Here is an 18,454-nt window from a genome sequence, read left to right on the forward strand (position 1 = left end):
CCAAGGTGATCGATTGTTCCAGCAGCATTTTTCTCGCGCGCCGCCCAAGGCCCGCAGCCAAGAATCCATCATTTTTCCGGTTCGAGACGGAACCGATCAGCGCAAGCGCAGTTCGAGACAAACAAACAGCCCGGCGGTAGCAAGGACCATTTCAATGTTGGAAGCGATCCGGATCGCAGTCGGCGCTCCATTGTCGGGAAATGCGGCAGCGCTTGGCGCCGAGATGAAGCAGGCGATCGAGCTCGCGGTCGAGGAGCAGAACGCCGACGGTGGCATTGCAGGCTTTCCCGTCATGGTTGAGGGTGCGGACGATCGGGGAAAGGTCGAGACCGGACGTCAGGTCGCCGACGATTTTTGCAGCCGGCCGGATCTGCTTGGCGTCGTTGGCCACTACAATAGCAATGTCACCATCGCCGCGGCGGAGATCTATGCCGCCCACGACGTCCCGATGATCACGCCGATCGCTTCCGACACGGCGCTCACCGAGCGCTCTCTGCGGAATGTCTTTCGCTTCACCAACCGCGACGACCAGACCGGGGCAGCCATTGCCCGTCATCTCCACGACGCCATGGGCAAGCGCCGCGCCGTCCTGGTCGAAACCGAAACCATGTACGGCCACAGCATGGGCATCGCATTCTCGCGGGCATTTCTGTCGCTTGGGGGACGTATCGCGGAGCGGCGCACAGTTCGCGAAGGGAGCCGCGATTTTGACCCGCTGATCGCATCTCTGCGGGCCGATTTCGATCTGTTGTTCTACGGCGGCAGCTTCGAGGGTGCTTTCATCCTGCGCGATGCGCCGTGCAGGTCTCGGCCAGCTTTTCGCCAGCGGCGACGGCTGTTGGGACGCGGTGAATTTCCTTGAGCCTGCGGGAGAAACCGCAACATTGGGTGAAGGCGTTCTTGTGCTGTCCGCCACGCCCGAAGTGGGTAGGGTCGCTGGTTCAAGCGATTTCGCCGCGCGCTATGCGGCGCTATTTGGACCGATCGGCAACTATGCCGTGAACTCCTACGATTCAGCCCGTGTGCTAATCGCCGCAATCAAAAGCGCGATCGCTGAATCCAAGGGAAATCGGAGCCGGCGCGAGGTTCTGACTGCGATGCGGAAGCTCCGCTTCAAAGGTATTGCCTATCGCGATCCCGTGCAGTGGGACGAAAAAGGCGACAATCTGGCCGCCGTCACGGCGCTCCATGTGGTGGAAAATGGCCGATTTCGACAGGTTGCGGAAATCCCGCAGATGCAAAGGGTCGGATAGCTGTGGCCTCACGAGGGCCGCGGCAATTTTTACCAGGGTGAGATGAAACAATTGCCTCCGATCGCCGTTTCGTCAGCAAGACGAATTGGCGAGGAGGCGATGATGGGTGCAGCCGGCCTGGAGGTTTTCGACAAGACGCTGCAGACCGCGAACATCTAGGCACGAGCTACGCACCGATGCCAGGTCCCGCCTTTGCAAAGGTGAAGACAATGTTTTTTGACGCGCCGAGATTCAGGGATCGAACGGATGCGGGGCGCCAGCTTGCCGCCGCTTTGACCGGGTTCGCGGCAAGCGATCCGCTGGTGCTGGCGTTGCCGCGTGGCGGAGTGCCGGTTGGCTTCGAAGTGGCGAAGGCACTCCGTGCCCGGCTCGACGTTCTGCTTGTGCGCAAGATCGGCGCGCCGGGCCATTCCGAATATGGCATCGGCGCGGTCGTCGACGGGGAAAATCCGCAGCTCGTCCTCAACGAGGAGGCGATGGCTTTGGTCCAGCCGTCAGACGAGTACGTCGAAGCAGAAAAACGGCGGCAACTGCTCGAAATCGAGCGCCGCAGAAACCTCTATTTCGGCAGCAGGCCTGCGGCTTCGGTCCTGGGCCGGACCGTCATCGTGGTCGATGACGGCATAGCGACCGGAGGCACGGTCAGAGTGGCGCTCAAGGCGCTAAGAAAGGATCGGGCCGCACATGTTGTCTTGGCCGTTCCGGTAGCCCCCCAGGACACGCTGGACCTGATCAGAGCCGATGTGGACGAAGTGGTCTGTCTCGCCACGCCCGAGCCGTTTGTTGCGGTGGGCCGGTATTATAAGAATTTCGCGCAGACCACGGACGCGGAGGTGGTCCAGTTGCTGCAGCAGGCAGAGCAGTTTGAGAGCAAATCATCGATGCGATCTGCCGGTTAGCTCATCGCCGACAGCCGAAGGAGCACGCCATGGCTAGCAAGGACCGAAAACAGATTGAGATCGTCGAGCGCGGCGATATTTTCTTTCTCTACCGGCCCAGGGTGGGCGAAACCGATCCAGAAAGTCTTTCCGACGTGCAGCGCTTTTTCGTCGTGCTGCGGCCGGAGCACGCGACGAAGGTGCGGCTTCTCGTCGTCGGGCGCAAGCGGCTGCCGGATGCGCATGAGCACGAGCGTCACTGGGGTTTCGTCGGCGCGATCGCGAGTTCTGCCGCCGCGCTGGAGAAGGACCTTCGCGAAGAAATCTATGATACCAAGACGCGCGGCCGGCAGCGTCTGCCTGCAGCACGCCCGGCGGGCGAAGGCCGTTATCTTGTCGCGCTGCTCAATGGACAATTGCATCTCAGCTACGCGCTCGAGCTTCCAGAGCGGCCATCCGAGGTACAACGCGCCTTCAACATCGCACCGCAGGCAAGCTTCGCGCTTTCGGTGAAGAATCCCGAAAAGCCCAGCCCTCCCGGCCTTGGATTGGGACAAGCCCAGGAGCCGGATTATCCAGACAGGCTTCAGCAGGAATTCCGCGGCCGCAGATTCGCTCGCGAGGACATAAAGCTGCTTGATGTGCAGGGCGCTGAATTCATCCTTGTCGGCGCGCGAACCGATCCGGAAAAGGCCTATAATGTCGACCTCGATGTCGAGAAGGAGGATGAGCGCCATTCAGAGATGCTGCGCGAACTCAAAATGGCCAAGTCGCGCCATCCGATAGAACCGCTTTTCAGTGGCGAATGGGCCTGAGCCGTACCGCCCTCCCCTTGAGCTTGCAGCCAACCTGAAAAGAGGGCCGCACGACCGCGCCCTCAGCGGCGGGTGAGCCGTCAGTCCCGCAAACGATTGGCAGCGTGATCCTGGCGCTGCTCAGTTGCGACCTGCTTGGAATCCAGACCGCGTTCCTTCGTATGCTGGGCCTTGTCGCGGTTGGACAGGACTTGGTTTTCTTCGAGCTTGTCCTTTGGGGTCGTGCTCATGGCGCCTGTACCGGAACCCTTCCCCCGTGAACCCGCTCCGATGTGCTTCTTGCTACCTTTTGCCATAGGCTTGCTCCAATTCTTAATCGTCGGGACGTTTCTTGTGATGAACGCTCTCCTGATTTTCTCCGCGAAGGATGTTGCGGTCGTCAGGGTCGACAAGGTCGGGAGTCTTGGACCTGATTTCCGATCCTTTGCGCAGCGCTTCACGTTCCGCAGCCGATCTCTTCAGGTCCGCCTCTGCGTCGAAATCCTTGCCGGCGTTCTTGGTGTTCTCCCGCTTTTCAATGATGCGCATTTGCTGCTCATGGGTCCTGCGTCCAGTCATTGTTTCCTCCAAAGTGTCTTGCATTCGATTTGGTGCCCAGATCGCTGGCGGCAATCGTCGACTTCCCGGTGATTGCAGGGCCCACGGTCCTTTGCCGAAGCGGACCAATCGTGGGCCGCCACGATCTGAGCCTGTCCTTATGGCGTTAATGGCAGGGCGGCGGGATCGTTCCGAAGCGGCAGTCCAATAAAACTGTCCATCGCTCATCTAGGGAGACGAATTGGCCGTGCTCATCCGCATCTGCCAACATCCGTCAGTCTTTCTCCTCCTCGCGATACAAGCGCTCTGTCGCCCGCTCGCTCTCCCTGCGTTCTGCGGGACCACGACGGCGTCGCGTGAGGAGTGCGTAGGCGATCAGGATTGCCAGTATCAGGGGACGCCTGCAACGACGAGCAACACATGCTGTTCTCAAACATGGACCATCTCCTTTCCCTCACAACCGAGAAGGCGCAAAAACCGTTCCTGGGTTCTGCCGCCAATCGCCAATGTCTGCGATTTGGCTGCCGACCCACCAAGCCTTCGTCATTCCCAGGGCGGAGCGAATGCGAAGCGGAGCACAGACCCTGGGATGGCGAAGGGAGGGTATAGTTGCAAGCCCGCGAGCCCTGGCCTGAACCTCCAAACGCGGCCTCTTGCGGCGTTTTGCCAAGCAGAGGCCGAGCCCCGCCTCTCAGGCGACGCTGCCCGGGTCGCAACGGCTGCCGTTCCGATGAATCTCCGTCGTTCGGCGACTGATCGCCGATGTCCACGTCTGACGCCCCACGCCGCAGCGAGAGCTGCATGCCCAGGCCGAACTCGAGAGGACGGCGGACCTTCTCGCCGCACCCGTTGCCAAGGCTTTGCTCGGCAAAGCCGTCCTGCCGGACGATCACCCGCACGTCATGGGCGGAATAGGAATATTGGGCTCGCTGACCTCGCAGGAGATCATGGAGGAATGCGAGGCAATGCTAATCGTCGGCTCGACCTTCCCCTACATCGAATACTACCCCAAGCCGGGCAAGGCGCGCGGCGTGCAGATCGACCGCAATGCGCAGCGCATCGGCCTGCGCCGTCCTGTCGAGGCCGGCCTCGTCGGCGCGCAATTGCTCAATGAAAGGCTGAAGCCAAAGCAGGACAGATCCTTTCTCGAAGATGCGCAACAGAGTCTACAGCGCTAGCTAGCCGCTCAAGCCGCAACGCGTCGTCAAGGCGTTCGGCGACCGAATGCCGGCCAATGCGATCCTGGCTAGCGATTCCGGTCAGAACACTGAACTTGCCGCCCGTCATATCGATATCAAGGCAGGACAGGATTTCGCCGTCTCCGGCTCGCTGGCATTGATGGCCTGCGGGCTGCCCTATGCGATTGCCGGCGGGATCGCCTTTTCGGGCCGGGCCGGTTTTGGCGGTTGTGGACGATGGCGGGCTGGCAATGCAGCTTGGCGAATTTTCGACGGCCGTGCGTTACAAGATTCCGCTCAAGCTTCTGGTGATCAAGAACAACATGCTCAACCAGATCGCCTGGGAGCAGTGATGTTCCTCGGCAACCCGCAATTTGCCTGCGAACTCCAGCCGATCGATTTCGCTTTGGCCGCTGAAGCTATGGGAGGCATCGGCTACAGCGTCACCCGGCCTGAGGACGTCGACGGGGTCCTTGATGCCGCTTTTGCCGCGGAAGGCCCGGTGATCATAGAGGCGGTCGTCGACGCGTATGAATCTATGCTGCCGCCGCGCGCATGCCGGACGAATATCGCAAGAACATGCGAACAGCGCTGCGGGAAACGCCAGGCCGTAAGGAGATCGAAGCAAACCTCGCTCGGGAGCCGCTGAAGACGATGATTGGCTGACTGCAGGTTCCCCTGGCCGGTCAGTCCTTGACGTGGGCGCCTGGCTGGCGACCGCTCTTCGGAGTTTTGGCATCCTTGGAACGCTCGGCGATCGACGGACCGGCGCCGGACGTCTTTTCGGTCGCGGCACTAGGCGTGGACTGCCGGGGCGGGTTCTGCCCTTCAGACTGACGGGTCTTGTCCTCCGCCTCGTCCTTCGACCGTGTCAGGCCCATCCCGCCGGCAGGCTTCTTGTTGCCGGCCGCCTCTTGGGAAAATTGATCCGACGCGTCCGCATCTTTCTTGGCAGGGTACTTGGTCGCGCCATGTTCGTAACGGGTCTCATTTTCAGTCACGGCGTTTCTGCGATTGCCTCCTGCATTGCGGTTAAACAGTCTTGTGACGGTCCCGGTTCCAACTGTGCTAGAGCGGCGGACGGCCGCCATGTGCCACGCATGCAGCGCCGTGCCGTCAAACGGGCACGGTGCCGCTGGCGCGGCTGCCGATATTCGGCGACGCTCAGGCGTCCTCCGTCAGTCAGGCCTCTTGCCATGGCGTGCGAATGATATCGGCGCCCGGCTGCTCGTCGAACAGGACCGCGCAGCCGCGCTCCAGCGCCACCGGCGACAGGGCGTTGGCCACGATTTCGTCCGGCGAGATGAAATCCCCGGTCAGCACCCGCAACTCTTCCACGGCTTTGGCCATCGACACCAATCGCCCTACGGCGCGGTCGGTCGTGCAGGCGTCGATGACGGAAACGAGATCGATCATTTCGAAGTGACCCATCATAGGCCTCCGCAAACAGCGTCCCTTTCCGGCTATGAACGTCGCAGCTATCGACAATGTTCCCGGCCTGGCCGAACAGAGCGAGTTTTCCGAACCTGCCGGCCAACCATTCGGTTTCAAGCACGGCGCATCACATCGCTTTTCAGGATTGCCCACCGGTGTTGTCTATCGCGTCCTTGAGCTTGCTCAGGAATGCCACCAGAGCATCCTCCGGCCGATCGGCCTCCTCGGTCAGCATGTCGATGCCCCAGCGTCCGAGGACCGCTTCCTGGACGACGCTCGGTTGCGGCATGAAGACGAACGATTTCGGACGATTCTTCTCATAACCGGACCGCCGCCAGGTTTCCCAAAGCCGATACAGCAACAGACGGATGTTCATGTCGGACATGCTGTAGCCGATAAACAGGATGGTGCGCCCCAGTGCGTCGGCACGAAACTTCACGTCCAATGGCGACTCGAACGAGAGCCGCTCGAAATAGTCGGACTCCGCCAGAACCAGCGATGCGTCGTCGTCGAAATCGCCGTGGTATTTGATGATCTGAGTTACCTCGTCGCTCGCCTTGGCTATGTCTTTCGCATTGGCCACTTTTACGAACGGACGGTCGTGGATTTCGAACGCAACCTCAAGGTTCCGATCGTAGTTGGTGGTGTAGATGATCGGGAAATCGAGTGACACGATCAGCTCGTGGATCGCCGATCCCTTCACTTTTTCCCGCGAGACGCTCCATTCGCGATCCATCCAGCTGCGCAGGGGGCCGATACTCCCATGCTTCAGCCGGTAATATTCGGCAAGAGCCTGGTAGCTGGGTTCAGGCATATCCACCATGTCGCGGTCGAGGCCGAGTTCATCCTCCATATGCTCGATGAGCTTCTCCCAGGACGGCAGGCCGACGCTCATCGACACCCCCGCTCCAACGAACAAGATCGCTCGTCGCTCTTTCACCGATTGAGCCAGTCGCTCGAGTGCAGACGGCATAGCCAACTCACCAGGCAATGATCCAACACAACTGCGAGAGGCGTCCTCTGTTCCGGAGCGGCCCGGAACACCGCCAAGTCTGGCCATAAAATCGGGGGGTGTTCAGTAAATGCGGCGCAGGCTGGAACCGCTGAGGCAGATCGAAGTTTGGCTGTCAGGGAGACTATGATGGCCACACAACGAGATCAGACGCCCGCCAAAAAGAGAGGCGATATTCAGGCCGGGGCGACGCAGGATAAAACCCCGGGGTTCGACCCTGCCGCTGCACCCGGAGAGACCGACGCCGAAGCGGCAGATGTGCCAAACCCTGCCGCCGAGGCTCGTCCACGGCGACAGCCAGAGTTCACCAATGAAGCAAGCTTCGCCAATGCGATGCGGCCGGTGGAAAGCAAGCCTGGTCTTCAGCCTGGCAAAAACTGGCCGGTGCTGGTGATTGCCGCAGTCGTTCTCATAGCGGCCGCGGTCTTCGTAATGGCGGCCATGCTGCGCTAGAGCGGGATGAATTGAGTCTGAATCGAAAGGGGATTCCCGAAGGCGAGCAAATCTGATTCAACCTGCTGGCTGGGTCAGGAGGCCGGCATGGATGGGCAAGCCTTACTCGATGGATCTTCGCACGCGGGTGGTAGCGTCGGTTGAGCAGGAGGGCCTGTCGCGACGTCAGGCGGCAGAGCGCTACGGGGTTGGAATCAGCACGGTCATCCGATGGGTGCGCCGCTTGCGCGAGACGAACAAGCTGACACCCGGCAAGATGGGTGGGCACAGACCGAAGAAGATTGCCGGAGAGCATCGGGAGTGGCTGTTGGTACGCTGCCGGGCGGCGGAGTTCACACTGCGCGGTCTTGTGGCCGAGCTTGGCGATCACGGCCTGAAGGTCGATTACCGCTCGGTATGGGAGTTCGTTCACGCCGAGAAGCTCAGTCACAAAAAAAGACGCTGATCGCCAGTGAGCAGGATCGCCCCGATGTGGCGCGCCGGCGGGTCCAGTGGGCAAAGTATCAGGACCGCATCGATCCTTCCCGCCTGGTGTTCATCGACGAGACCTGGACCAAGACCAATATGGCGCCGCTCAGAGGATGGGCGCCGCGCGGCGAGAGGATCAAGGCCAAGGTGCCGCACGGTCATTGGAAGACCATGACCTTCTTGGCGGCACTGCGCCACGACCGTGTCGATGCACCATGGCTGATCGACGGACCGATCAACGGCGAGCGTTTCCAGCTCTATGTCGACAAGGTTCTCGTCCCAACCCTCAAGCCCGGTGACATCGTCATCGTGGACAATCTCGGTTCGCACAAGGGCAAGGCAGTGCGCCGTGCCATCCGCTCGGCCGGCGCCAGGCTGTTCTTGCTGCCCAAATACTCCCCCGACCTCAACCCTATTGAGAAATTCTTCGCCAAGCTCAAGCATTGGCTGCGCAAGGCTGCCAGGCGAACGGTCGAGACCGTCTGTGACGCCATCGGCCAAATCCTCGGCACTGTCACGTCAACCGAATGCAGAAATTACTTCATCGAGGCCGGCTATGCGCCAACCTAAATTCATCCCGCTCTAGTGGTCAAAATCTGACACTTGGTACCGGAGCCGTAGGACCGCTCAGGGTGGAAACTTGCCGTATGCGCGCCTGTCGGAACGACGTGATTGCGGCAAGGAGCGGACGTCGCCCCGCCTATGCGGCTTGCTCACTCTAGCGTCGGGGCGGTCCGCAGACCGTTGAATCGAAATCGCTACGAAGCCCACGGGCAGACCTTAGCCTCCTACGCTGAGCATTTCGATGATTGTTAAATCCAAAGAATCACCACAGGACGGTGGCCGTCGAGCGAGTTTTCAGCAGCCCATTTCCGCAGCCTATTAATGTGCAACTTGGGAAGCTGCCGACATCAATTCCTCGGGATTCAGCGCTCTGAAGGTGTTGAGGCCATCCTCCAGAACTTCAGTGGAGGTCCAGCGAACGACACCGTCGCGGTCGAGCAGGAACTGGCCGACGGGCTGCCCCATGCCGGTGGCCATCATCTGTTGATCCGCTTCCGTAATCTCATATCCTTCCTTCTTATTAAGAAACTCGTCCATTGCCATGACGTCCATAGGCTTGGGCAACTCGCCCGGGAGATGGATCCGTATCGCCATGACCGTGTCCATCCCGACCTCGCGCAAGCCGAAAGCACGGTGCGAGGCCCGCTCCGGGTCGGATGCGGCGAGAAGATCGGGTGACGGGTGGTAACGGAAATAGAGCCGCGCCCGCTCGACCGGCGTATTGACCACCGCCAGGCATTCGACGCCTTTATCACGCAGGGCCGGCTTGAGTTGCGCCATCGCCGCGACATGGCGCCGGCAGAACGGACAGTGCAGGCCTCGGAACAAACCGATCAACAACGGGCTACGGCCTCGAAAATCATCGAGCGCGATCTTGCCTTCGCGTGAGATCGCATCGAGCACAACATTCGGTGCCCGGTCGCCCGGCTGCAGCGGGCGGTCAACACTACTCGTGGACATGGACAACCTCCTCGCCCCGGGTCAGTCAGGGAAAGCAGCACACCCAGCGTTTCGGAGGCGATCAAGTGCTGGGGCGAAAGCTTCCTGTGCCAAGGCAATAGCTTTCGACCTCTGCCATATTGCCGAGGTCGAGATTACGCGCGTTGCAAGCCCATCATAACACGAAAAAGCATCTGCGAGTGCCGCCGAATGTGGTGAATTACCCTACGCGAGCGCACTCCCGAATGCTCTTGCGCTGAAGGTCAGGTTCCCGACCTCGATTTGGAGGTTCAAGTCTGCAACGCCCAAGGTCGTCAACGGGTCGGAACCGGTAATCCGCATCGGGTACCAAGCGTCAGGTTTCTACCACTAGCGAGTAGGTTTCCAGAGCTTATTGAACATGAAACGGGCACAGATATACGTGAGCCATCCCCCGTGAACTTTCGTAAGGATCTGGCCGGATCCCCGAGCTGCCATGTCACGCCCGAAAGCATAGCTCAGTTCGGTGAGCGCCGTGATGAACCTAGCCGATCTTGCCGAAGAACCAGCCGATGATGCCGCAGGGTAGATGCCGAACAGCGCCGAGACCATCACGTGGATGGCACCCAAATAAATCGACTCGCCATTTCACAAACCACTCATGATCAGTTTCCCGACCGCCAACTCGCTCGGCAAATAGCCGCTGTATTTGGGCACGCTATCGGGCATGTCCCGCACACGACGGTGATAGAATATATCCATGCGAACCGGCGGCAGACGGGCCTCGGGCTCCAAATTGCTGGCCGGGATGAACATCACCTTGAATGGCCCGACGCCCGCAACCTCCACAACCGGCTTGCCGCAAGTCCGGCAGACCCCGCGATTGAAGTTCGGCGGCGGACGGTATTTCTTGAATGAGATATTGCCGGCGTTTTTCAGCACGACATCCTTGGCGCGAACGGCGACCACATCCGCGAACGGTTTGCCGTTGAACGCCTGACAGATCAGGCAGTGGCACCGGAACCTGGCTTTCGGGGAGGTCTGTACCTCGAACGAGCAGGCGCCGCATTCGCAGGAACCGCGTAGCGGCAACGATGTGTGGGTGGTCATGTGCTGATGCTCCTGAGCTTGTTTTGATGACGGCATGCTGGTCACCGGAGCATCATGTTGAGGATGGTATCGATCGGTTGTCTGAAGGGGGCACGCAGAAGGTTGGAGAGGTTCCAACGGCCCTGCTCATAGATCCCCTTGGCATGGCTGAGGGTACGGAAGCCTTCGATGCCATGGTACGCCCCCATGCCGCTGGGACCGACACCGCCGAAGGGCAAGTCATCCTGGGCGATGTGCATGATCGTCCCGTTGATGGTGACGTTGCCGGAGGTCGTTCGGCTCAGCACCTTGCGCCGGTCCTCGTCATCGGCGCCGAAGTAGTAGAGCGCGAGTGGCCGAGGCCGGGCGTTCACGTAGGCGATCGCTTCTTCGATGTCGCGGTAGGGAAAAATCGGCAGGACCGGGCCGAAGATTTCCTCATGAGCGATGCGCATGTCGTCGGTGGCGCCGAGGACGACGGCTGGCGCCAGCGTGTTGAGGCGACGGGATGCATCGCTGGGCCGGTTGCCGACCTCGATGATCCGCGCTCCTTTGGAGCGGGCGTCGTCGATCAGACTCTGAAGCCGGGCATGGTGCCGCTCGTTTATGATCGAGGTGTAATGCTCACTCGTCGGACCGTCAGGATAGAGGGAAGTCACCTTCCGGTCATATGCCCTGACGAATGCGTCGACCTCGCTTTCGTGGACCAGTGCATAGTCCGGGGCGATGCAGGTTTGTCCGGCGCTGAGCAGCTTTCCGTAGGCAATTGACGCGGCCGCCTGGTCGAGGGCGTTGCCCTTGGCGACGATGCTGGGCGACTTGCCCCCGAGTTCGAGGGTAACCGGAACGAGGTTGTCGCTTGCGGCCTTCATCACCGTTCGCCCTACTGCGGTGCTCCCGGTGAAGACCAAGTGGTCGAACGGCAAGGCCGTGAAGGCCGCCCCCACGGCCGCATCGCCAGTGACGATCGCGAACTGATCTTCAGCGAAAATCTCGCCGAACATTTTTGCGAGCAGCGCATTGGTGACGGGCGTGAACTCCGAGGGTTTCAGCATCACCCGGTTTCCAGCGGCGATGGCCGTGACGACCGGCATCAGCGCGAGGTTCACCGGATAGTTCCACGGCGACATGACGCCGACGACACCAAGCGGCTGATATTCGATGCGAGCGTTGCCCATTCGCATATGCAGGGCGACGTGGCGGCGGGTCGGCGCCATGAATTTGCGAAGGTTTCGGATCAGATACTTCGTGCCCTCGGCGACCCCTCCGACCTCCATGATCGCCGTCTCATACCTCGAGCGACGCCCGAAATCGGCATTGATGGCATCTTCGATCGCTTTGCGATGCCCGATGATCATGGCCCTGAACTTGGCTAGATCAGCGCGTCGCTGCGCCAGCGAAGGCGCTCCGTCATGCAGGAAGGCAGCACGCTGGCCGGCGAGAAGACTGCCCAGCCGATCAGCGTCGGTGATTTTTGCGCTTGCGTTCATGGTCCACTCCGATGTAGACAGGAGAAACTTACGCCCTTGACATACGCCCTTAAGTAGCCACTGTCAACAATGTATTCACAAGAAACTTTGAGGTACCATGCAGGACGCACCCAACCGCCCCTATCATCACGGTGATCTCCGTCGTGCGGTTATCGAGACGGCGTTGGATATGCTTCGGGAGGAGAAGGGCTGGCAGTTCACGCTGCGCGAGGTCGCCCGCCGGGCTGGCGTAAGCCACGCGGCACCCTACAAGCACTTCCCCGATAAGGCCGCGCTGCTTGCGGAGATCGCTATGATTGGGTTCGACCGGCTGCGCGAGTCCCTATCGGCAGCGAAGTCTGAAGCGCCGAAAACTCTGCGCGACGAAATTACTCCGATAGCTCGTGCCTACGTCGCGTTCGGAACGGACAACCCGGCTCTCTACCGCCTGATGTTTAGCGCGGAGGAGGGAAAAGCGGTGGGAATGCATCTCAATGAGCGGGCGCTGGCGGTATTCGATGTTCTCCTCGAAATCCTCCGGCGCGGCCAGGCCGCGGGGAGCATTCGCAAGCGGCCGATAGAAGGTCAGGCGGCAGCCGCCTGGGGACTCGTCCACGGCATGACCATGCTTGCGATCGATGGGCTCCTGGTGCCCGAGAAGGTGGGATCGGCGCCCTTGGATGCGGCCTTGAGCACGCTGGTGGAAGGGCTGGGGAACCCAGCAACATGACACTAGCTGGCGCCATCCCATTCGCCCTATAATCCGCCTACCGTATATCTGTGCCCCCTTTATTGTTCAGGGGCCTTATTCGTACCCGAAGGCAAAATCATTGTGCGCATCGGTCGCGGCGATCGCAGCCTGGCCGAAAGCGACTGCGATCTGGTTCAGGGTCCTGACCAGGTCGCCTATGGCATACACCCCATCGACCGAGGTCCGCTGATGCTTGTCGACGACGACATAGCCCTCGTCGCAGCATTCGATGCCCATTGCCAGCGCGAGTTCGGAACGCACCCGGCATCCCATCGCCGGATAGATGACGTCGAAATGGCGCATCTCGCCGTCCTTGAGGACGGCGTGGTAGCCGCTGTCGGCGGGAACAAACTTTTTGAACGCGTCGCAAACAGCAATGTTCTCTTCCATGGCCACGCGCCGTGTGCTGGTGGAAAAATCGGGAAGATAGCGTGCGAGCATCGTGACGTGCTGCGTATACTGCTTGAGGAACAAAGCCTCTCGCAGTGCCTTCGCCTCGTGGCCGATGACCGCGACCTGACGATCTATGACCTCGTAGCCGTCACAAACCGGGCAAAGGCGTACGCTTCCTCCGGCGATGGCCTCGCGCAAACGCGGAATTGCAGGCACAACGTCGACGATACCTGTCGCCAGGAATATCTTGCGGGCAACGATCCGCCCCCCTTTTGTCTCGGCGCCAAACCCGCCGACGGTCGGCTCAATCGATGACGCCTGATCCTGCACCAGTGTCGCTCCGAATTTGGCGGCCTGCGACCGAAGCCGTTGCAGAAGATCGGGGCCGCTGATCCCTTCGGGAAATCCCGGGCAGTTACGGCTTTGCGCAATCAGCATCGCCCGCGATTCACCCGCGTCGACCACGACGACCCGATGACGGAACCTGCCGAGATAGAGAGCGGCCGCCAGCCCCGCAGGTCCGCCGCCAACAATGAGAACATCCGCTTCAGTCGCGGATGAGGCTGAATGTCGGCGTTTGCGCACGGGTTGATCCATCCGCGCCGAACGCACTCGTGGGAAAGATGTTCCCGTGCTGAAATCGAAGCCGCGACATCTGTCCGCGGCAAGGCGTTACCACTCGATCGCCGGTCGCGCGATCATCAGCCAGAAAATCCCGAGGACGGCAGCAAAGGCGGGAAAGCCAAAGGCGAACCACAGCCAGAAAAGCCTGCTATACCGGGCCGGCAGCGGGGTCCCTGCTTTGGCGGCTTCGGACGCCAGATTGCGCATCTCCATCTGCATCCATACCACCGGCAGCCAGAATGCGCCGGTGACGATGTAAAGCGCGATGGAAAGCACGATCCAGCCTTCGGAGAGCGGGTAACCCGCCTGCCAGGCGAGCGCGACGCCGGTGATCGGCTGCGCCACGACGGCAGTTGCCGTGAAGAGAAAATCGGCGACCACCACGATGCGTGCCACTGCCGCAATTGTTGCCGCATTGCCGGTCCTGTGGGCGAGAAGCATGAAGAAGGCAATACCGGCGCCGGTGCCAAGCAGCACGCTGGCACCGATGACATGCAGGTACTTCAGCACGAAATAGAGCATCAGCGCTCCTCCAGTATTGCCAAGGCAACAAAGTGAAGGACGATGATCGGCAAGACCTTCAGGAACGGCCCAAGCGGTTCGTTCCACAGGTCCGGGCGCAGGAAAGTGCCCACGACCAGATAGAACAGCGAGAGCGCGATGCCAGCGTAGAGGCCTTTTCGCGCCGTTGGCCGCCAGGCTATGAGAGCGCCGACGACGACGTCGGCAAGAGCGCCGGCGACCACGGCGGGCGCCGACAATATGCCAGCCCCCGTGCTTTGCATAAGGCCGATGCCGTTGCCGTAGCCAGTGGTCAGCGACACAACCCCTGTCATGATCCAGAACAACGGCAGGACGACGAAGATTGCAGGCTTGGCGAAATAAATCCCGGCAAACCATTTTTCCTGCACTGTTGCCGGATTGAGCGCGAGGAACTGCGCCAAGCTTTGTGGCCGTATGCCGGTCAAGGAAATCCAGTCCGATGGATCTCCGAGCGCCCCTCGCGTGATCTCCCTGGCGGCGTTGGTGCGCATCGGAGGTCGCCAGCCGAGCATCCCGGCAAGATCGCCGAGGCGGTAGAGAAGCCGGGCGACCCATCCCGGCAAGACCAGCCTGGCTGCGGGAGCCCAGCCGAGCCAGCGGCGGAAAGTGCCGACAATCTCGTCCATGGTCAGCTGTTCGGGACCTGCAAGTTCCAGCGCCAGACGAGACGGACTGCCGCGATTGAGAAAGAAGAGCACCGTCGAGACCACATCCTCGAGCTGCACGACCTGGAGCCGGCCGGTATCTGGCATTGACGGCAGGACCGGCAGCGAGGCCAGACCGCGAAACAATGCACTGGCCCCAAACACAGGCCGGCCGAGCACTACGGAAGGGCGAAGGATTATCCAGTCCAGATCAAGCGCCATGAGGGCCTGATCGCCGGCATATTTCGTCGTCGAGAACGACGAAGGCTGTGCCCGATCGACACCCATTGCCGAGAAGTGGATCACCTTGGCGACGCCGGCGCGCGCGCAGGCGCGAAAAAGAGCGGACGCCGCATCGCGATGGACTTGTCCGGTCTTTTCGCGAGGGCTGTCCTGCAGAACCCCGGCACAGTTCACGACGACATCGATGCCGGCCAGATGCGGCAGCCAATCTTCAGGGCGTAGCGCGGTCGCCATGTCCAGCACCAATGACTGATAATCGCGGGCTCCACTTGCCCGAGGGCTACGGACGATGCCGACCACCTCATGTCCTTCGGAAACGAGGCGGGAACAGACCGAAGCGCCGATCAGGCCGGTGGCGCCAGCAACGAGAATTCTCATCGGACCCAGATCTCCGGTGCCGGAGGGATAGTGTCATTCTACGCCCTGGATGCGAATGTTCGATGTGCCTTTCGGGTGGGAACTGTCTGGCAGCGCGGAACAAACCATCGATCGCGGAATTAGGAAAGCACCAGGAGGCCGATCATGGACAGGGAAGAGCGTATCAGGCGGCGAGCCCATGAAATATGGGAGCGTGAAGGCCGTCCGGAAGGGCGGGAGCGCGAGCACTGGGATCAGGCCGTGCAAGAGATCGAGGCAGAGGATTCCGAAGCAGAACGTGGCCCGGTCGTGCCTGACCCGATCGTTGGCGCCGGCTCCGAACCCAATACGGGCGGCACCAAACCACCGAGATAACGGGCAGCCGACGTCTTGACCGGCGGTTTCGGCACGGAAAGGAAAATGCCATGCCTCGTCTGATCGCCTTGATCGCGATCGTATTGTCGGTGGTCTTCATCGGTTGGCTTTGGATCGACCAGACCGGCCAGACGAGCGACGGGACTCAGCCTGCGCCGCATGCAATAGACCAGGATGGATGACGACGGCAGTTGAACTCCATTCCGGGCAGGACCTGCAAGTTTTCACAGTGGACGCGATCCTCGCCTAACTCGAGGGCGCGGGATCCTCGTTTCTGTATTCGTGAATGAGGCCAAGGATTTGCGATCGGACCAACTCGCGAGCCTCTGGCTGAACGAACGGCATCAAGAGTTCGATCCGCTCCTCGACTTTCTCGGGAAGATCCGCAGCAGGATCTATGAGGTCGTTGCCGTGCGCATGCGCTCTTTAGTCGGGAAGGCCAGCCTTGCGGTAGCCTTCGACGAAGCGCTGGAGCACTTCCTCGTTGTCGAATGGCTGCGATGTTGCCCAGTGCCGGATGCTGAAATGGGGATCGTTCATCATGAAGAATTCCGCCTCCTGACGGGCTTCATCCAGGCGCCCGAGCTGCGCGAGGGCTGCCGCAAGCAAGCGCCGCGACGTGGTGCGGTAGGTTTCCGGCTTGCGCAAAGCCTCTACCGCGGATTGATAGTCGCCGAGCGCATAATAGGCTTGGCCTGCCATCCAATAGTACCATCCCGGTGGGCGCGGATTGAGCCGCAACGCCCGCTTCACGAATTCGACGCCCTTGACCGCGTCGCCCCTCAGGGTGATGAGATCCGAGCGTATCGCCCAGGCATCGGCATGATTAGGATCGAGCTTGAAGGTTGCCTCGAACTCGGCATCCGATTCCGCGTAACGCCGTTCGTGACCAAGTATGATGCCCAGCCCCCAGCGGTTCCCCGCATCGTTAGGGTCGAGCGCCACAGCCCGCTGCGCTTCCGCCAGCGCGCGTGGCTGGTTGGTTTGCTTCGGCTCGTTCCAGAACAGCCAGCCAAGCCAAAGATTGAGGGCCAGCAAGCTATGTGCCTCGGCATAGTCGGGATCGAGTCCAATCGCCTTTTCCAGGAGCAGGCGCGCTTCCCGCGCGCCCAACCCGGTCTGAAAACTGACGCCGCGGGCTCGCACGCAAAGGTCATAGGCTTCGAGACTCGTCGGCCGTTTGCGCGCCGGCTGTCCGGCCAATCGGCCGACAAGGGCTTCGACGATCTTGGCCGTGACCTCGTCCTGCACTGCAAAGATGTCCTCGAGGCTGCTGTCGTAGCGCTCGGCCCAGATATGATCGCCGCCGATCGCGTCGATCAGTTGCGCATTGATGCGCACGCGCGCCGCGGCACGCCGGGCGCTGCCTTCAACCACATAGCGCACCCCAAGATCACGCGCGGTCAAACGCACATCGACCGACCGTCCCTTGTAAGCAAAGGTTGAGTTGCGCGCGATGACGAAGAGGCCGGCGCAGCGAGACAGGTCGGTGATCAGGTCTTCGGTCAAGCCGTCGACAAAGGTTTCCTGCTCCGGATCGTTGCTCATGTTGGTGAAGGGCAAGACCGCGATCGAGGGCTTGTCGGGCAATTCGAGCGATTCCAGTCGGCCGACCGGAGCGGCTCTCGGAACGTGCAGGTTCACGCGATAGCAGTATATCGGCTCGGCTATATTCTTCACACGCTGCTCGCCCATGGGCTCGAACGCAAACGCCAGCTTCTGCCTGACCTCCTTGGACACCTTCTCCGAAACGCAGATGCCACCGGGCTCGGCGAGTTGTTGGAGACGCGACGCCACGTTCACGCCCTCGCCATAGCGATCGTCCCCTTCGACGATCACTTCTCCAAGGTTGATTCCGATCCGGACTTCGAAGCGCTGGTCTTCGGCGACGCTCGCGTTACGCTCCGCCATGCCGCGCTGAAGCGTGACCGCGCATTCGACCGCATCCACCACGCTGCCAAACTCCGCCAGCAGACCGTCTCCCATCAGCTTGAAGATTCGCCCGTGTCGCGTCGCGATTTCCGGCTCGAACAGCTCTTTGCGGCCACGTTTCAGCCGGTCGAAGGTGCCCGCTTCATCCGCCTCCATGAGCGCCGAGTACCCGACAACATCGATGGCAAGGATTGCAGCGAGCTTCCGCTCCATGTTGAGCCTCAGAAAGATTCACGACTCGCAAGCCGCAGGTCAGAGGCAGGCAGGACCGACGCCTCCGGCCTTACCGGCCTATGATACCACAGATCACGCCTCTTGAGACTATTGCTCGCGCGACGCCCCAGCTCTCCAGCCGCAGCGCCACTGACGCGCGAGTCCCACCTATCCCTCCGCTTGTTCGCGGCAGTTGCCTCGCAACCGGACTGTGAACCCCTTTGGCTCAAACGTTTCCCTTGGGCCGTGCTCGTTTGAAGGTCTGAAAAGGTCAGAAGCGGGCATTCGCGAACGTCGACTTTGACCCATTG

General features: G+C 61.0%; 21 protein-coding genes and 1 pseudogene. 10 read left to right on the top strand and 12 right to left on the bottom strand.

Going from position 1 to position 18,454, the window contains the following annotated elements; all coding sequences use genetic code 11:
* Nucleotides 1-154: 154 nt before the first annotated feature.
* The 4 genes from AC0NIE_RS27265 (at nt 155) to AC0NIE_RS27280 (ending at nt 2,946) form a co-directional block, all read left to right on the top strand.
* Nucleotides 155-862, top strand: a complete 708-nt coding sequence (locus AC0NIE_RS27265; protein WP_473489118.1) for a branched-chain amino acid ABC transporter substrate-binding protein — start codon at nt 155-157, stop codon at nt 860-862.
* Nucleotides 849-1,253: a hypothetical protein gene (locus tag AC0NIE_RS27270; protein ID WP_473489119.1), complete on the top strand. Its 405-nt coding sequence runs from the start codon at nt 849-851 to the stop codon at nt 1,251-1,253. The genes AC0NIE_RS27265 and AC0NIE_RS27270 overlap by 14 nt, the downstream gene beginning before the upstream one ends.
* Nucleotides 1,254-1,462: 209 nt before the next feature.
* Nucleotides 1,463-2,152 carry a phosphoribosyltransferase gene (locus AC0NIE_RS27275; RefSeq protein ID WP_123149537.1) on the top strand — a complete coding sequence of 230 codons (690 nt, stop codon included), beginning with the start codon at nt 1,463-1,465 and terminating at the stop codon, nt 2,150-2,152.
* Between the two features lie 29 nt (nt 2,153-2,181).
* Nucleotides 2,182-2,946 carry a hypothetical protein gene (locus tag AC0NIE_RS27280; RefSeq protein WP_473489120.1) on the top strand — a complete coding sequence of 255 codons (765 nt, stop codon included), beginning with the start codon at nt 2,182-2,184 and terminating at the stop codon, nt 2,944-2,946.
* Between the two features lie 80 nt (nt 2,947-3,026).
* On the opposite strand, the gene AC0NIE_RS27285 is transcribed toward AC0NIE_RS27280, so the two are convergent.
* Both AC0NIE_RS27285 and AC0NIE_RS27290 read right to left on the bottom strand, forming a co-directional pair.
* Complete coding sequence (locus AC0NIE_RS27285; protein WP_123149535.1) at nt 3,027-3,242, bottom strand: hypothetical protein; 216 nt, start codon at nt 3,240-3,242, stop codon at nt 3,027-3,029.
* A 16-nt stretch (nt 3,243-3,258) separates the two neighbouring features.
* Nucleotides 3,259-3,504 (bottom strand): hypothetical protein, encoded by a 246-nt coding sequence (locus AC0NIE_RS27290; RefSeq protein ID WP_123149534.1) that lies wholly within the window; start codon nt 3,502-3,504, stop codon nt 3,259-3,261.
* Nucleotides 3,505-4,280: 776 nt separating this feature from the next.
* Between AC0NIE_RS27290 and AC0NIE_RS27295 the strand changes: the two are divergent.
* Nucleotides 4,281-5,327: pseudogene (locus AC0NIE_RS27295) on the top strand (thiamine pyrophosphate-dependent enzyme); the annotation flags it as partial.
* A 20-nt stretch (nt 5,328-5,347) separates the two neighbouring features.
* On the opposite strand, the gene AC0NIE_RS27300 reads toward AC0NIE_RS27295, so the two are convergent.
* From AC0NIE_RS27300 to AC0NIE_RS27310, 3 genes are all read right to left on the bottom strand, one after another.
* Nucleotides 5,348-5,752: a hypothetical protein gene (locus AC0NIE_RS27300; protein WP_473489121.1), complete on the bottom strand. Its 405-nt coding sequence runs from the start codon at nt 5,750-5,752 to the stop codon at nt 5,348-5,350.
* Between the two features lie 91 nt (nt 5,753-5,843).
* Nucleotides 5,844-6,092 (bottom strand): hypothetical protein, encoded by a 249-nt coding sequence (locus AC0NIE_RS27305; protein WP_473489125.1) that lies wholly within the window; start codon nt 6,090-6,092, stop codon nt 5,844-5,846.
* A 142-nt stretch (nt 6,093-6,234) separates the two neighbouring features.
* On the bottom strand, nt 6,235-7,068 hold the full coding sequence (locus AC0NIE_RS27310; RefSeq protein WP_473489126.1) for an SIR2 family NAD-dependent protein deacylase: 834 nt from the start codon (nt 7,066-7,068) through the stop codon (nt 6,235-6,237).
* Nucleotides 7,069-7,236: 168 nt separating this feature from the next.
* On the opposite strand from AC0NIE_RS27310, the gene AC0NIE_RS27315 reads away from it, so the two are divergent.
* Entirely contained in the window at nt 7,237-7,560 is a 324-nt protein-coding gene (locus tag AC0NIE_RS27315) for a hypothetical protein (RefSeq protein WP_473489127.1), read from the top strand.
* Nucleotides 7,561-7,651: 91 nt separating this feature from the next.
* Nucleotides 7,652-8,598, top strand: a protein-coding gene (locus AC0NIE_RS27320) for an IS630 family transposase (protein ID WP_473489122.1) whose coding sequence is annotated in 2 segments (ribosomal slippage) — nt 7,652-7,990 and nt 7,993-8,598 — 945 coding nt in all. Because the reading frame shifts where the segments join, the coding sequence is not laid out codon by codon here.
* A gap of 312 nt (nt 8,599-8,910) precedes the next feature.
* On the opposite strand, the gene AC0NIE_RS27325 is transcribed toward AC0NIE_RS27320, so the two are convergent.
* The 3 genes from AC0NIE_RS27325 to AC0NIE_RS27335 form a co-directional block, all read right to left on the bottom strand.
* A complete protein-coding gene (locus AC0NIE_RS27325; RefSeq protein WP_473489123.1) occupies nt 8,911-9,552 on the bottom strand; it encodes a peroxiredoxin-like family protein in 642 nt (213 codons plus the stop codon).
* A gap of 606 nt (nt 9,553-10,158) precedes the next feature.
* Entirely contained in the window at nt 10,159-10,656 is a 498-nt protein-coding gene (locus tag AC0NIE_RS27330; protein ID WP_474047317.1) for a GFA family protein, read from the bottom strand.
* A gap of 5 nt (nt 10,657-10,661) precedes the next feature.
* Nucleotides 10,662-12,089 (bottom strand): coniferyl aldehyde dehydrogenase, encoded by a 1,428-nt coding sequence (locus tag AC0NIE_RS27335; RefSeq protein WP_474044624.1) that lies wholly within the window; start codon nt 12,087-12,089, stop codon nt 10,662-10,664.
* 97 nt (nt 12,090-12,186) lie between these two features.
* Between AC0NIE_RS27335 and AC0NIE_RS27340 the strand changes: the two genes are divergently transcribed.
* The gene (locus AC0NIE_RS27340; protein ID WP_474044625.1) at nt 12,187-12,798 is read left to right on the top strand and encodes a TetR/AcrR family transcriptional regulator; all 612 of its coding nucleotides are present in this window, start codon (nt 12,187-12,189) and stop codon (nt 12,796-12,798) included.
* Nucleotides 12,799-12,873: 75 nt separating this feature from the next.
* Here the strand turns inward: AC0NIE_RS27340 and AC0NIE_RS27345 are convergent, their stop codons facing one another.
* From AC0NIE_RS27345 to AC0NIE_RS27355, 3 genes are all read right to left on the bottom strand, one after another.
* Nucleotides 12,874-13,797 (bottom strand): NAD(P)/FAD-dependent oxidoreductase, encoded by a 924-nt coding sequence (locus AC0NIE_RS27345; RefSeq protein ID WP_473485118.1) that lies wholly within the window; start codon nt 13,795-13,797, stop codon nt 12,874-12,876.
* A gap of 87 nt (nt 13,798-13,884) precedes the next feature.
* Nucleotides 13,885-14,358, bottom strand: coding sequence for a DUF2269 family protein (locus AC0NIE_RS27350; RefSeq protein WP_292180975.1), 474 nt, complete (start codon nt 14,356-14,358; stop codon nt 13,885-13,887).
* A complete protein-coding gene (locus AC0NIE_RS27355) occupies nt 14,358-15,644 on the bottom strand; it encodes an SDR family oxidoreductase (RefSeq protein ID WP_473485116.1) in 1,287 nt (428 codons plus the stop codon). The genes AC0NIE_RS27350 and AC0NIE_RS27355 overlap by 1 nt, the downstream gene beginning before the upstream one ends.
* Before the next feature lie 144 nt (nt 15,645-15,788).
* On the opposite strand from AC0NIE_RS27355, the gene AC0NIE_RS27360 reads away from it, so the two are divergent.
* Together AC0NIE_RS27360 and AC0NIE_RS27365 are read left to right on the top strand one after the other, a co-directional pair.
* Entirely contained in the window at nt 15,789-15,998 is a 210-nt protein-coding gene (locus tag AC0NIE_RS27360) for a DUF2934 domain-containing protein (protein WP_473485114.1), read from the top strand.
* Nucleotides 15,999-16,048: 50 nt separating this feature from the next.
* A complete protein-coding gene (locus AC0NIE_RS27365) occupies nt 16,049-16,180 on the top strand; it encodes a hypothetical protein (protein WP_473485112.1) in 132 nt (43 codons plus the stop codon).
* A 244-nt stretch (nt 16,181-16,424) separates the two neighbouring features.
* Here the strand turns inward: AC0NIE_RS27365 and AC0NIE_RS27370 are convergent, their stop codons facing one another.
* Entirely contained in the window at nt 16,425-18,143 is a 1,719-nt protein-coding gene (locus tag AC0NIE_RS27370) for an adenylate/guanylate cyclase domain-containing protein (RefSeq protein WP_473485110.1), read from the bottom strand.
* Nucleotides 18,144-18,454: the final 311 nt, after the last annotated feature.

The sequence above is a fragment of the Mesorhizobium sp. WSM4842 genome (genome assembly GCF_055901575.1).

What these genes read in the sequence shown, in the direction of transcription:
- AC0NIE_RS27325 (WP_473489123.1), bottom strand. Translation starts at nt 9,552, where the DNA reads ATGTCCACGAGTAGTGTTGACCGCCCGCTGCAGCCGGGCGACCGGGCA.
- AC0NIE_RS27340 (WP_474044625.1), top strand. Translation starts at nt 12,187, where the DNA reads ATGCAGGACGCACCCAACCGCCCCTATCATCACGGTGATCTCCGTCGT.
- AC0NIE_RS27335 (WP_474044624.1), bottom strand. Translation starts at nt 12,089, where the DNA reads ATGAACGCAAGCGCAAAAATCACCGACGCTGATCGGCTGGGCAGTCTT.
- AC0NIE_RS27360 (WP_473485114.1), top strand. Translation starts at nt 15,789, where the DNA reads ATGGACAGGGAAGAGCGTATCAGGCGGCGAGCCCATGAAATATGGGAG.
- AC0NIE_RS27265 (WP_473489118.1), top strand. Translation starts at nt 155, where the DNA reads ATGTTGGAAGCGATCCGGATCGCAGTCGGCGCTCCATTGTCGGGAAAT.
- AC0NIE_RS27285 (WP_123149535.1), bottom strand. Translation starts at nt 3,242, where the DNA reads ATGGCAAAAGGTAGCAAGAAGCACATCGGAGCGGGTTCACGGGGGAAG.
- AC0NIE_RS27290 (WP_123149534.1), bottom strand. Translation starts at nt 3,504, where the DNA reads ATGACTGGACGCAGGACCCATGAGCAGCAAATGCGCATCATTGAAAAG.
- AC0NIE_RS27355 (WP_473485116.1), bottom strand. Translation starts at nt 15,644, where the DNA reads ATGAGAATTCTCGTTGCTGGCGCCACCGGCCTGATCGGCGCTTCGGTC.
- AC0NIE_RS27280 (WP_473489120.1), top strand. Translation starts at nt 2,182, where the DNA reads ATGGCTAGCAAGGACCGAAAACAGATTGAGATCGTCGAGCGCGGCGAT.
- AC0NIE_RS27275 (WP_123149537.1), top strand. Translation starts at nt 1,463, where the DNA reads ATGTTTTTTGACGCGCCGAGATTCAGGGATCGAACGGATGCGGGGCGC.
- AC0NIE_RS27300 (WP_473489121.1), bottom strand. Translation starts at nt 5,752, where the DNA reads ATGGCGGCCGTCCGCCGCTCTAGCACAGTTGGAACCGGGACCGTCACA.
- AC0NIE_RS27310 (WP_473489126.1), bottom strand. Translation starts at nt 7,068, where the DNA reads ATGCCGTCTGCACTCGAGCGACTGGCTCAATCGGTGAAAGAGCGACGA.
- AC0NIE_RS27315 (WP_473489127.1), top strand. Translation starts at nt 7,237, where the DNA reads ATGGCCACACAACGAGATCAGACGCCCGCCAAAAAGAGAGGCGATATT.
- AC0NIE_RS27330 (WP_474047317.1), bottom strand. Translation starts at nt 10,656, where the DNA reads ATGCCGTCATCAAAACAAGCTCAGGAGCATCAGCACATGACCACCCAC.
- AC0NIE_RS27350 (WP_292180975.1), bottom strand. Translation starts at nt 14,358, where the DNA reads ATGCTCTATTTCGTGCTGAAGTACCTGCATGTCATCGGTGCCAGCGTG.
- AC0NIE_RS27370 (WP_473485110.1), bottom strand. Translation starts at nt 18,143, where the DNA reads ATGGAGCGGAAGCTCGCTGCAATCCTTGCCATCGATGTTGTCGGGTAC.
- AC0NIE_RS27365 (WP_473485112.1), top strand. Translation starts at nt 16,049, where the DNA reads ATGCCTCGTCTGATCGCCTTGATCGCGATCGTATTGTCGGTGGTCTTC.
- AC0NIE_RS27305 (WP_473489125.1), bottom strand. Translation starts at nt 6,092, where the DNA reads ATGGGTCACTTCGAAATGATCGATCTCGTTTCCGTCATCGACGCCTGC.